Here is a 13,733-nt window from a genome sequence, read left to right as displayed (position 1 = left end):
GTACTTCATGGGAGCACTTGAAAATCTAGAACATTACACATATGAAGATTATAAGCTGTGGGAAGGTGATTGGGAGCTGATTGATGGAGTAGCCTATACCATGGCTCCATCTCCAGTAAAGCGTCATCAGAGTTTGACTGTAAAAATTTCTACGCAATTGGAAGAGTGGTTTGAAGATTGTGGTGAGTGTGAAGTATTGGTAGAAGAAGATTATAAGATTGCTGAAGATACAGTTGTACGTCCAGATATTGCAGTGGTATGTGATGATGAGAATGAAAATTACATAGCAAAAGCACCACTCATAATTGTAGAGATAATCTCTCCCAAAACTGCAAGGCGTGATGAGGTAGTAAAATTTTCTCTCTATGAGACAGAGGGAGTAAAATACTATGTACTTATATATATGGATGATTTGCGTGCAAAAATATTTAAGCATAATGGCGAGCGATTTATTAAAGAGGGTGACTTTTCCCATGAAACTTATGAGTTTACTGAGAGCAAATGTCCTGCAAAAATAGATTTTAAGAGAGTATTTAAAAAATATAGAAAAATATGAATTCAAAATTTTTTACTAATAGAGATAACAATACACTTCAAAATCGATTAATTGATATATTAAAACATCACAATATTAAATACTTAGAATTTCTCATAGGATATTTCCGCATTAGCGGTTTTATAAAAATTGCAAAACTTTTAAAAGATATAGAAAAAGCAAGAATACTTGTTGGTATCAATGTTGATAGATGGATATATGAAGCCAAAGAGAGAGGAAAAGAGGCAAATATTTTTGATAATTTGCAAATTATTGATAGGTTTATTCAAGAACAACTTAATGGTCAAATTGAAAAAAACTCCATAGGAGTTATAGAATATGAAGGATTAAACAGTGAGCCTTATGAAAAAGAAATAGAAGAAAGTATCAATCTTTTAGCCTCTTACCTTGCAAATAAAAAACTTGAAATTCGAATTTCACCAAATAAAAATATTCATTCTAAAATCTATATTTTAAGACAAAAAGAGATTATTAGACATGATGGAACTATAGAATATATAGGTTCAGTAATAACAGGCTCATCAAACCTTACTGCAAACGGATTACAATCCAATTTTGAATTTAATGTAGAGTTAAAAGATAGTGATGATATTGCTTTTGCTTTAAAAGAGTTTGAAAATCTTTGGAGTAGTGCAGTTGAATTAAAAGAGGATGATATTCAAGAGATTAAAAATAGATCCTATTTAAAAGAGATTACTCCTTATGAATTGTATATAAAATTTTTAATAGAGCATTTTGAGGATAGAATTGAATATGATCCGAGCTTTGCTTCAACACTTCCTAAAGGCTATATGAAACTTGCTTATCAAATAGATGCTGTTAATGAAGGAATCTCAAAAATTAAAAAACATAACGGTTTTTTCTTATCTGATGTGGTTGGACTTGGCAAAACTGTAACAACTGCTATGATTGTAAAAAAACTTCTTTTTGAAATCAAAGGAGAGGTTTTAGTTATAGCTCCTCCTTCAATACAAAAAGAGTGGAAGGAAACATTTAAACGATTTGATATAGGTTCATTTAGACATTATGACATAATCTCTATAGGAAAGTTAGAGCAAATCCAAGATACTCAAAATTATGAACTTATAATAATTGACGAATCGCATAAATTTAAAAATTATGATACAAGCCGTTACAAAGAGCTTGAGAGAATTTGTAAAGAGAGAGTAAAGTATCAAAAAAAAGTTATTCTCATTTCTGCTACACCTTTAAATAATAGACCAATGGATATAGCAAATCAACTTTATCTCTTTCAAGATAAAAGAAACTCAACAATACCTTCTTATCCAAACTTGGAGAGCTTTTTTGGTGATATAAGCAGACAATACAAAGAGATTTTAAAAGAAGGAACAAAATTAACAATTGAACAAAAGAGAAAGCTGAAAGAATTAGCGCAAAAAATTAGAGATAATATTTTACGAGAAGTAATGGTAAGAAGAACTCGTTTAGATATATTAACTCATCCTATGTATGCAAAAGATTTGCAAAAACAAGGACTAAATATTCCAATAGTCGAGCCGGTTAAAGAAATAGAATATAAAATGAGTGATTCATTGACCAAAGCTTTTGATGAAACTGTAACTATCCTAACCCAAAAGCTTCAATATGAACGATATAAGTTGCTTTATTATTTAAAACCAGAAGCAAGAGCTAAATTTGGCAAAGTGAGTGAAAATATTTTTGAAAAAGGTGCTTTACAGTTAGCTAGTTTAATGCAGCTTTTACTTGTTAAAAGATTTGAAAGCTCATTTTATGCTTTTAAATCCTCTTTATACAGACAAAAAAGGAATTTGGAAAAACTTATTGCAATGTTTGAAGAAGGTAGAATTCTTATAGGCTCTAAAATAGATATTTACGATTTGCTTGATCTTGAAGATGTGGATGAAAAAATAGATACTATGCTTGAAAGCGGAAAAATAAAAGAGTTTAATCCTGATGATTTTGAAAAAGAATATCTACCAAAACTAAAAGAGGAACTAAAGATATTTACTAGGCTTATCAAACTTTGGCAAGATCTCAATGATGACCCTAAATTGGAGCAATTTAAGCAAGTTCTAAAAGAGCAAAAAGACAAAAAAATAGTTGTTTTTACTGAATCTAAAGAGACAGCTTGTTATTTAGAAAGAGAGCTTAAAAATTTTAAAATATTATGTATTCATGGAGGCAATAGAGAAAAACTAAAAGAGATTATTAGAGAAAACTTTGATGCAAATTTTGATATTAAAAAACAAAAAAACGATTTTAATATTATCATTACTACCGATACTTTAAGTGAAAGCGTTAACCTTCATAGAAGCAATATTATTTATAACTATGACATCCCTTGGAACTCGACAAAATTAATGCAAAGGATTGGGCGTATTAATAGGATAGGTACAAAGTTTGATAAGATTTATATTTATAACTTCATTCCAACTGCAAAAAGTGATGCTTTAATTGAGCTTTCAAAAAAAGCTTTTGTAAAACTACAAACTTTTCACTCAACATTTGGCGAAGATAGTCAAATATATTCAACTGAAGAAGAAGTAGGAAGTGTAAAACTTTTTGAAGAAACAATTGATGAGGTAGATGAGGAATTAAAATATTTAGAAGAGATTAGAGAGTTTAAAAAAGCCTATCCTAAAAAATTTGAAATTATCAAAAACTATCCTCCGAAAATTCGAGTACAAAGAGAAAAAGAGCCTAAAAACACATCATTTGTTTTTATAAAAAATAACAACTCTAAAAGTTATTTTTTGGTAGATAGTAAACTATGTAAAGCAGTAAATTTTCTTGAGATGGCAAAGCAACTTAAAACTTCACAAAAAACAAAATCAATACTGCCAATAAGTAGTATACATTATGAGCATGTAAAAAAAGCCATAGACTTTTATAAAGAAAGTATCAATAAAATCATCACAACTACAAATTGGACAAAAATTAGCAACGCTACTGATAAAAAGGCTTTAAGACTTCTTAAAAGCTGGCGAGATAAAGGTTATATAGATATAAACAGATATAAACAGTTTAAAGAACTTTTAGAGACTGGAAGATACCAAAATCTCTCAAAAGAGATAAAAAAACTTGAAAAAGAAAATGTTTCAAATATATCAAATAAAATCGAAGAGTTGATTTTAAAATATAATCTTGATAATACACAAAACAAAAATGACAAAAAAATATCACTTAATGCTAAAATAATTTTATCAGAGACATTTGTATAAAATTTAAAATATGACTTTGAATTAGGAAAAAAATAATGCAAATGAATTTAAAAGAGTTTTTATCAAGTAAATATAGCTTAAATAGCTTTATTCAATTTATAAGTAATATATTTTATGGATTTGAACAAAGTTTTTCAAATGAAACAGATGAAGATTTAAATGAGAGTGAAAGAAAACATATAAAAAGCTACCGCTATTTAGGAAGTGTCGAGCTTGAGGATGGAAAAGAGCTTGGCTTTTTTGAATTTCAATCAAAAAGCTCCAATATCGAAAATAAACGAGTAGGATATAATGCAATTTTAAAAAAACTTGCCAATGAGTATGGACTTGATGGTGCAATCGCTTCATTTTACCATCCACAAAGTGATGCTTGGAGACTCTCTTTTGTTGGATTTGAATTTGATGAGGGAAAAGCAAAAGTAACCAATCTCAAAAGATATACCTATGTTTTAGGTGAAAATATTCCAATTAAAACCGCATATATACAGTTAAAAAATTTAAAATATCCTACATTTGAAGATTTGCTTGAAGCTTTTGGGGTAGAGAGAGTTACAAAAGAGTTTTATGAAAAATATAGATCTCTTTTTGAAATGTTAAATGATTACTTAAAAAATGGGCAATTTAACTATTTTGATAGAGATGAGAAAAGACTTCACTCTTTTACAAAAAAACTGCTTGGACGAATTGTATTTTTATATTTTTTACAAAAAAAGGGTTGGTTGGGCGTAGAAAAAAATAAACAGTGGGGTGAAGGTGATAAAAAATTTCTTTTCAATGCATTAAAATCAAAAAAATATTCAAACTATTTTGATGATTTTTTAAAGAAAATTTTCTTTGAAGCCCTTAATACAAAAAGAGAAAATGATTATTTTAAATTAACAGGAAATAAATTGCCATTCTTAAACGGTGGATTGTTTGAAAAAGATGAAAACGATAAGATTGAAGGGCTTTATCTCGAAGATAGACTTTTTGAAAAGATATTTCAAACATTTAATGAATATAACTTTACCATAATAGAAGATAGTCCTGACGACAAAGAGGTTGCAATAGATCCTGAAATGATGGGAAGAGTTTTTGAAAATTTTCTTGAAGAAAACTATCGCAAAGGAAAAGGTGCTTTTTATACTCCAAGAGAGATTGTTCACTATATGTGTCAACAAACTATTATTCAATATCTTTTAAACTACTTTCCCGATAAAGGGAAAATTGCCAATTTTGTCGTCAAAAAAATAACAGATGATGATTATTTTTTAAAATATGGCAAAGATATAGAAAAAAGACTTCTATCTATAAAAATTCTTGACCCTGCCATCGGTTCAGGTGCTTTTCCGATGGGAATGCTTCATGAAATAGTAACTCTTTTAATCCATCTTGATAAAACAAAAAGTTCTAAAGAAATTGCCAAACTCAAAAGAGCTATCATAGAAAACTCCATTTATGGTATTGATATTGATACATCAGCAGTAGAGATTGCAAAACTTCGTTTTTGGCTCTCGTTGGTTGTAGATGAAGATATACCTACTCCTCTACCAAATCTTTACTATAAAATTATGGTTGGCAATAGTTTATTAGAAAGTATTTTAGGAAATGATCCACTTGCAAAAGATAACAATTCTCTTTTTGATGATAATGAGAAAAAAATAGAGTATATTCAAAAACTACTTCATAAATTTTTTAATACCAACGAGCAAAAGAAAAAAGAAAATCTTAAAGAACAAATAGAAACTACAATCAATGAGATTCTTGAAAAGAAACTAAAAGAACAAGAAGATATCATCAAAAGCCAATTAAAAAATATCAATATTTTCACAGGACTTAATAAAAAACAGCAAGAGCAAATAGAGTTTGCACAAGAGAAAAAATATATCATCGAACATATCAAAAAGCGCCCTACTACGGAGCTATTTTTTTATAAGATATATTTTGCCGAAGTGCTTAATAACAAAGGATTTGATGTTGTTATTGGCAATCCACCATATATTAGACAAGAAAAGATTAAAGATTTAAAAAAAAGACTCCAACTTGAGAGATTTTATAATCCTATTTCTAAAAAAATTGAAAAGTATGAGTGTTTTACTGCTACAGCAGACATATATATTTACTTTTTTGAAAAAGGATATAGACTTTTAAAAGAAAATGCCCTTTTAAGTTTTATAACTTCCAACAAATATACCCGTGCTAAGTATGGAGAGAAGTTTAGAAAATTTATCCTTGAAAATACCCAAATAGTTGAATATATAGATTTTAATGGTGTAAAAGTTTTTGAAAGTGCTACGGTAGATACTGCAATTTTAAGCTTTAAAAAAACTTTTTCTACAAATAATCGATTTATATATTGTGATGTAAACAAAGATTATAAAAAAGGAGAAAGTTTATACGAATTTGTCTCAACGCATGGCTTTGAGTATTCTCAAGAAGATTTAAATTTAGATAGCTTTACTTTTGCAACTCCCAAAGAGCTTGCCATTAAAAAGAGGATTGAAGAAGTTGGAGTCCCACTAAAACTGTGGAATATTAAAATATATAGAGGGATTTTAACAGGATTTAATGAAGCTTTTATTATAGATACAAAAATAAAAAATGAATTAATCAAACAAGATCCTAAAAGTGCTGAAATCATAAAGCCACTTCTGAGAGGTAAAGATATAAAAAAATACATTTATGAATGGGCAAACCTTTGGCTTATAGCAACTTTTCCTGCAAAACATCTCAATATTGATGAATATCCAGCAATAAAAAAATATTTACAAAGTTTTGGCAAAAGATTAGAACAAAGTGGAGAAAAAGGTTGCAGAAAGAAAACAAAAAATAAATGGTTTGAAACCCAAGACCAAATTGCATATTGGAATGAATTTGAAAAAGAAAAAATTGTTTGGCAAAGGGTTACAAAAGTTCCAACATTTTGTCTTGCTGATAAACAAATTTATATACTTGATAGTATGGCATTTATTACATCTAAATACAACAGATATTTATTATCTGTATTAAATAGTAAGTTAATGTATTTTTATATTGATAAAATAACACATCAGTATGGTAAAACTGGTTATCTTTTATCTAATCAGTTTGTAGAAAAACTGCCTGTTCCAAAAATCAAAGAAACAAAACGACAATCTTTTGAGTCTATAGTCGAGATTATTTTGAATTATAAAAAATCTTCCAATCCAAAAGCATCATTTTTTGAAAAAGTCATTGATGTAATGGTCTATGAACTATACTTTGAAAAAGAGCTCAAAGAGAAAGGTTTTGGTATCATCGATATTGTCGAAAAAGAAATCTCGCTTAAACTTAGTGCAGATGAACTATACACAAAATGGAATGACCCCAAACACCCTGTGAAATACAACATAGACTTTATCGATAGTGTAGAAGTTGTAAAAACTGTAGAGGAATCTCTATGAAAATAGCAACGATTCAGGTTCAAAATTTTAAAGCTTTTTATAGTAAAGATGGGTATGGGTATGAATATATATTTGATTTTTTAGGTGAAGATGGTCGAGCAAAAAATATTTTAATCTATGGAGAAAATGGTAGTGGCAAAAGTTCATTATATTGGGTTTTGCATCATGTACTAACTTTGAGTCATGAGAATATTTTACAAAAATATAAAAATGTTTTTGCAAAAAAAGATGAACAACCTATGAAAATTGAAATGACTTTTGATAATCATCAAAAATTTATTTATAATGAAAATATAGGCATAGATATTGATAACAATCTAAAAGAGGAGTTTCAAAGACTCACAAAAATCAAAACCTTTCTTACATACGAAAGCATTTTTCTCATCAATGAACTATTTACTAAAAAAACCTCTATTGAACGTTTTATCCATATATTAAAAATTTTATATGGGGAGTCTCTGGGTGAAAAAATTGATAGATATAATAGCTTGAGAAAAAAGTTTAAACAAGAGCTTCAAAAGAAGCTCTGTGACTTTAAAGAGCTTTTTAAAAGCTTTGATGAAGAGCATTATATTCAAAATTTTTGGGATAATGTATTAGATGACTATGAAGATATTCCCAAATGGGATAAAGAAGAGAATAAACCATTAACTCCTTTTTATGAAACAATCTATTATATTCCAGATAGTTTGCTTTCAGAGCTGAACAATATTCAATCCAAGCTTGAGATACTTCAAAATGAGTTTGTGCTACAAAGTAATGAATTGGATACTTTTTTAAACACTATAGACGATATAAAAGAAGTTTTTGAAGAAAAGTCAGAGAGCTATTATCATAGACTTATGGAAGAAGAAAAAATTTTTGTTACCGACTTTGAGCCAATAGAAACCATAGAACAGATAGAGACCATAAATAGTTATTTTCAAGATATTTTTGAAATTGTCGATAAATATCAAACTGCTCAAAATCTCTCAAAAGAGATTAATGATGATTTGAATAGAAAGGTTGAGATCCAAATACATTTTATTAATGAGTTATTAGAAAAGTATTTCAAAAGTAATATAAAGATAGATTTTCATCCTGTAGATTATCTACAATTCAATATAAATAATCTTGATAAATTTGAGCCTCTTAGATACAAAATGTCAATAGCAGATGAAGATTTACCACATAGATACACAAAATTTTTAAATGAAGCAAAAATATCGTCAATCAATCTTGCATTTTATATTGCTATCATAAAGACATATGCAGAACTCAGAGAGCTAAAACTACTTATCTTAGATGACCTATTGATTAGTCTTGATATGTCAAACAGAGATATTGTTTTGGAAATTTTAAGAGACTATTTTTCAAATTTTCAAATCATCTTTTTAACTCATGATAAGGCATTTTTTGAAATAGCTAAACAAAAGTTTAATTATATGCAAAAAAATACATGGAAATATTTTGAAATGTATGTAGATAGAGATTGTGACAATAATATCGAAATTCCTTATATTAAAGAATATGGAGAAAAATATACTTATATTGATAGAGCAAAAGAACATTTTAACGATAAAGATTATCCAGCTTGTGCAAATTATTTGAGAAAAGAGGTGGAAAGACAGTTTGATATATTTCTAGATATCGATAAACTTGATGAAAAAATAAAACTTGCAAAATTAAAAGAAAATGAGCATATAATTTTTGATATTCAAAAAGATTTGAAAAAATTACTAAAAGTGTTACAACAGTTTAGACATTGTGAAAAAATTCCTACAAATATACAAGCTCAAAAATGTAAAGAATTTTCGGAACAAGTGATTAAAACAATTAGTTCTTTACATAATTACATTGAAGAAAAAATGCATTTTGAAGAATTCGAAGATGTAAAGCTTATATTAAAAAGTATCTTGCATCCACAATCGCATGATGATTATTTTAAACCTTTATATAAACGAGAACTTGAAAAATCGATAGAAATTATTGAAGAGTTTAAAAAAATCTTACTTAATCATAAAAAACAATTATGAAAACTATAATTTTTGATAATCAAGCAATCACTCCTTGCAAAATTGTCTGTATTGGGAGAAACTATGTTGAACATATCAAAGAGCTAAATAATAAAATTCCAGATGAACCGGTCTATTTCATCAAGCCAAATTCTGCAATTGGTGATAGGCTTATAGCAAGAGATGGGATTCATTATGAAGCAGAGATTTGCTTTTTGATACAAAACAGACAAATAGCTGGCGTTGGATTTGGGTTTGATTTGACTTTAAGAGATCTCCAGTCAAAATTAAAACAAAAAGGGCTTCCGTGGGAGAGAGCAAAAGCTTTTAAAAATTCTGCTCTTTTTAGTAAGTTTGTAGCGATTAAAGATTGGCATGGAGTGGAAGTAGTACTGTATAAAAATGGCGAACTTGTTCAAAAAGGTGGAGTAGAACTCATGATTTATAAACCAGATTTTTTGGTAAAAGATATAGATACAATTTTTGGTCTTGATGATGGCGATATCATCATGAGCGGTACTCCAAAAGGTGTTGGAAGTGTAAAGAGAGGGGATATTTTTGTAGGAGAGATTTATCAAAACAGTAGGCAACTTATAAGAGCAATTTTTAAAGCAGATGCTTAAGATATAAATCCACCTCTTTAATATTTTCTTCAATATCGCAGGTGTATTTGAGAGCAGTGTTCATAGATGGAGCTATCTCTTCTAGGGTCTTATTAGTATTTTCAACCAGATTTTGTACCTGCTGAAAAATAATAGTAAATTTTATATCTTCGAGCTTAGATGCTTCTATCAAACCATTTATTTGAATATAGTGAAGCTCTTTAATAAGGCGCTCTATTTTGTTGATAAAAAGAAGTGTCTCTTCAATATGGTTTTTAAGAATGTTAGACTCCTTTGTGACTTCCATAGTTGAAGATTGCAGAACTTTTACAAAATCTTCCAATTTGTCTATGCACTCACCTTCATTGCAACTGTCATATTCAATGGTCTCTTTGAGGTAGTATAGAATCGCAAATATCTCGATATTGAGTGAAAGAAGATGTAAAATGGTGTTTTGGATTAGGCCATAGAGCTTTTGCGTGTTTTTGCGCAAGACAACAATATGTTTGCCTATACGTTCAGCATCTTTCTTGATCTCATTAGAAACTACAGCAAAAGATGCACCGATTGAACCTATTTTATGGCTCTCTACTGATGAGTTGAGGGCAATGAGAGAGAGTTCATCAGTGATTTCAAAAATATCACGAAACTTTTTTTCTAGTTCATTTCCCAAATCAATAAAAAAGTAGAGTCTATTTTTTAGAGCACTATAGATATGCTCTATAACTTTTGCCATTTCGTAAATATGTTTGAGGCGAGGAATATCAGCAAGTTTATCTGGATCGATTGAGAGTTGAAAATAGTCCTCTTTAGAACGAAACTCTTCTAATAGAGCAGTTATCATGAACTCTTCATAACTAGCAAAGCCTAAATCTTTAATCTTTTGTAAAAAAACCTTTTTTGAGATTTCCATACCCTCTTGTTTTTCAATAGTTTGAAGTTCATGGTAGAGCTCTCGTGCTATTGGAAAAAATTTGGTGGTAGGCTTAATACGGACAGAGAGGTAGCCACTTTTTTTACCATGCTCTATAATTGGAAAAACGATTGCAAAAACCCAATAGTAACTACCATCTTTCGCCATATTTTTCACATATCCTGCAAAAGGTTTGTTATGTTTTATGAAATCCCAAAGATAGTAAAATACAGCCCGGGGCATATCGGGATGGCGAATGATATTGTGAGGTTTTCCTCTCAGTTCTTTGGGCGAGTATTTTGCAATATTGTAAAATACTCTATTTCCGTAGATGATTTTACCGTGAGCATCGGTTTTAGAAAAAAAGACATCTTCAATATTAAATGGTGATTCAATATTTTTAGGTGAGGGGCGCATCTTTTTCCTTCATTATTTACATATAGTATCGAATTCTTTCCAAAAAAATTGCATAATTTTTAAATAATTTTTGAATCGATTGCAACTTATTTCACCTTTTTTCACAGCTTCTTCGACAGCACATCCAGGCTCATTTGTATGTGTACAGTCAGGAAACTTACATTGATAGCGCAAAAACTCTCTAAAGTAGCGGTGTACTTCTCTTTTGTCTATAAAGTATGTAGCTTCTACTTTACTAAATCCAGGAGTATCTGCAATAAAGGAGTTATGATTAAATGGATAGAGTGTTACAGCAGTTGTCGTGTGGCGCCCTCGTCCCAGCTTATGGTTGACCTCGCCTGTTTTAAGATCTATTCCAAGAAGTTTAGAGAGAAGTGTCGATTTTCCAGCACCACTAGGGCCGGCTACAATAGTGATATCACCTTGAATATATTTTTTTATCTTTTTTATCCCATCCTCTTGCATGGCACTAAGAGCAACTACTTCATAGCCAATGTTTTGGTAGAGATCTATCCATGTTTCAAGCTCTCTCTTATCTTCCAAAAGATCTATTTTATTGAAAATGATGATAGGCTCAATCTTTTTATATTCATACACTGCTAAAAAATTATCTAAAAGATAACTATCAAAATTGGGGCTCCTCATAGCCATGACTACAAGAACATTATCTACATTGGCGACAGGGGGACGAACTAAGAGATTTTTGCGAGGTTCAATCTTTTCGATAACAAATTGATCACCAATAATTTCGCCTTCAACAAAGTCTCCTGCATAGAGTTTTTGTTTTTTAATTTTTTTTCGCAATATGGAAGGATAGGTTTTAAGAGAATCGAGAAGTGTAACCCTGCTCGCAGCGGCGCTGCGATAGGTTACAAGAGCCTTAGCACTCATCTTTTAAAATAGCCCCATGGGCTGCATTTGTAACAAGAGATCTATATTGGCGAAGCCATCTTCCTTTTATATCTTTTACTTTTGGCTTGAAGTTTTTGCGACGCTCTTCTAGCTCTTTATCACTGAGTTTGACTTCAAGTGTATAGGTATCTACGTTGATATAGATCTCATCTCCATCTTGCAAGAGTCCTATAACGCCTCCTTCTGCAGCTTCTGGACTTACATGGCCGATACTTGCCCCTCTTGTAGCTCCGCTAAAGCGTCCATCAGTGATGAGAGCAACTTTATCACCAAGATTCATACCGGCTATAAGACTTGTGGGAGCTAGCATCTCTTGCATACCAGGCCCTCCTTTGGGACCTTCATAGCGGATTACTACTACATGGCCAGGTTTGACTTTGCCTCCAATAATACCATCAATAGCCTCTTGCTGACTATCAAAGCAAATAGCTTTCCCAGTAAACTCTCGCATGTTAGGATCTATGCCAGCTGTTTTAACTACTGCTCCTTCCTGCGCAAGATTTCCAAAAAGAATTGCAAGACCTCCCACTTCGCTGTAAGGGTTTTCAACAGGGTGAATAATAGAGGTATCAAGAACTTTTGCATCTTTGATTCTATCAGCTACAGTGCCTCCTTCAATAACGGGATTATCGAGGTAGAGTACTGTATCGCTGCGTTTGCTGGCTTCTTTCATCACTGCACTCACCCCACCAGCTTTATGAATATCTTCCATGTGTACTGTCTGGAGGCTTGGAGAGATTTTTGCAATGTGAGCAACATGCTTGCTAATTTCATTGAGTTTTGCAAGATCAAAATCGACTCCCGCCTCTTTAGCGATAGCCATCATATGCAAAACAGTGTTAGTACTTCCACCCATGGCCATATCGACAACAAAAGCGTTGTGTACAGCTTTTTCGTTGATGATGTTGCGGATGCGATACTTTTCGGTGAGACTCTCGTCTTTGGTTATTTCGCAGATGCGTCTTGCAGCTTGACGCAAAAGCTCTTCTCGCTCAGGCGTGAGTGCAAGGATGGTACCGTTTCCTTTAAGAGCAATTCCCATCGCTTCCATAAGTGTATTCATTGAGTTTGCTGTAAACATTCCTGAGCAACTTCCTCCACTTGGGCACGCTTCACACTCGATCTCATAAAGCTGCTCTTCACTCATCTCTCCTTGCGCTACTTTTCCTACCGCTTCAAAAGCAGTTGCTAGATCTATTGGGGTGCCATCGCTGAGGTGTCCTGCTTGCATAGGACCGCCACTTACAAAAATAGTAGGGACATTGACCCTCAAAGCCCCCATTATCATCCCCGGAGTAATCTTGTCACAATTTGGAATTGCAATCATCGCATCAAGCTTATGGGCATTCATAACTGTTTCAATAGAGTTAGCGATAATTTCACGACTAGGAAGAGAGTAGAGCATACCGTCATGCCCCATCGCAATCCCATCATCTACACCGATAGTATTAAACTCAAAAGGAACACATCCATTCTTGCGGATCTCATCTTTAATAATCTGAGCATATTTATTGAGAAAAAAGTGGCCTGGAATTATCTCTATAAAGGAGTTGGCAACACCGATAAAGGGTTTGTCAAAATCTTCATCTTTGAGACCAACAGCACGTAAAAGACTTCTGTGTGGAGCACGTTGATACCCCTTTTTTATCTCATCACTTCGCATAACTTCTCCTAACTTTTTGTTTTGATAATTATACTACACCCCCACATATTTACAAAGAGCACTTTTTTAGCT

8 protein-coding genes are annotated in these 13,733 nt (G+C 31.3%); 5 read left to right on the top strand and 3 right to left on the bottom strand.

Annotated elements, in window-relative coordinates:
• Positions 1 to 7 precede the first annotated feature (7 nt).
• Genes NITER_RS08000 through NITER_RS07980 form a run of 5 tightly spaced genes read left to right on the top strand, consistent with a single transcriptional unit; the run spans position 8 to position 9,777 of the window.
• Positions 8 to 556 carry a Uma2 family endonuclease gene (locus tag NITER_RS08000; RefSeq protein ID WP_084275056.1) on the top strand — a complete coding sequence of 183 codons (549 nt, stop codon included), beginning with the start codon at positions 8 to 10 and terminating at the stop codon, positions 554 to 556.
• Positions 553 to 3,759 (top strand): helicase-related protein, encoded by a 3,207-nt coding sequence (locus NITER_RS07995; protein WP_084275057.1) that lies wholly within the window; start codon positions 553 to 555, stop codon positions 3,757 to 3,759. Before NITER_RS08000 ends, NITER_RS07995 begins: the two co-directional genes overlap by 4 nt.
• Before the next feature lie 35 nt (positions 3,760 to 3,794).
• Positions 3,795 to 7,160, top strand: coding sequence for an Eco57I restriction-modification methylase domain-containing protein (locus NITER_RS07990; RefSeq protein ID WP_084275058.1), 3,366 nt, complete (start codon positions 3,795 to 3,797; stop codon positions 7,158 to 7,160).
• On the top strand, positions 7,157 to 9,175 hold the full coding sequence (locus tag NITER_RS07985) for an OLD family protein (protein ID WP_084275059.1): 2,019 nt from the start codon (positions 7,157 to 7,159) through the stop codon (positions 9,173 to 9,175). The genes NITER_RS07990 and NITER_RS07985 overlap by 4 nt, the downstream gene beginning before the upstream one ends.
• Positions 9,172 to 9,777 carry a fumarylacetoacetate hydrolase family protein gene (locus tag NITER_RS07980; RefSeq protein ID WP_084275060.1) on the top strand — a complete coding sequence of 202 codons (606 nt, stop codon included), beginning with the start codon at positions 9,172 to 9,174 and terminating at the stop codon, positions 9,775 to 9,777. The genes NITER_RS07985 and NITER_RS07980 overlap by 4 nt, the downstream gene beginning before the upstream one ends.
• Here the strand turns inward: NITER_RS07980 and NITER_RS07975 are convergent.
• Genes NITER_RS07975 through ilvD form a run of 3 tightly spaced genes read right to left on the bottom strand, consistent with a single transcriptional unit; the run spans position 9,761 to position 13,661 of the window.
• On the bottom strand, positions 9,761 to 11,086 hold the full coding sequence (locus tag NITER_RS07975; RefSeq protein WP_084275061.1) for a PAS domain-containing protein: 1,326 nt from the start codon (positions 11,084 to 11,086) through the stop codon (positions 9,761 to 9,763). The two genes, NITER_RS07980 and NITER_RS07975, sit on opposite strands and share 17 nt — an antisense overlap.
• Before the next feature lie 12 nt (positions 11,087 to 11,098).
• Positions 11,099 to 11,977: a ribosome small subunit-dependent GTPase A gene (gene rsgA / locus NITER_RS07970; protein WP_084275062.1), complete on the bottom strand. Its 879-nt coding sequence runs from the start codon at positions 11,975 to 11,977 to the stop codon at positions 11,099 to 11,101.
• The gene (ilvD, locus tag NITER_RS07965; RefSeq protein ID WP_084275063.1) at positions 11,967 to 13,661 is read right to left on the bottom strand and encodes a dihydroxy-acid dehydratase; all 1,695 of its coding nucleotides are present in this window, start codon (positions 13,659 to 13,661) and stop codon (positions 11,967 to 11,969) included. The genes rsgA and ilvD overlap by 11 nt, the downstream gene beginning before the upstream one ends.
• Positions 13,662 to 13,733 lie beyond the last annotated feature (72 nt).

Origin of the sequence: Nitratiruptor tergarcus DSM 16512, assembly GCF_027946175.1 — a bacterium.
Taxonomy (GTDB): domain Bacteria; phylum Campylobacterota; class Campylobacteria; order Campylobacterales; family Nitratiruptoraceae; genus Nitratiruptor; species Nitratiruptor tergarcus.
This window is presented reverse-complemented; position numbering and strand designations above follow the sequence as displayed.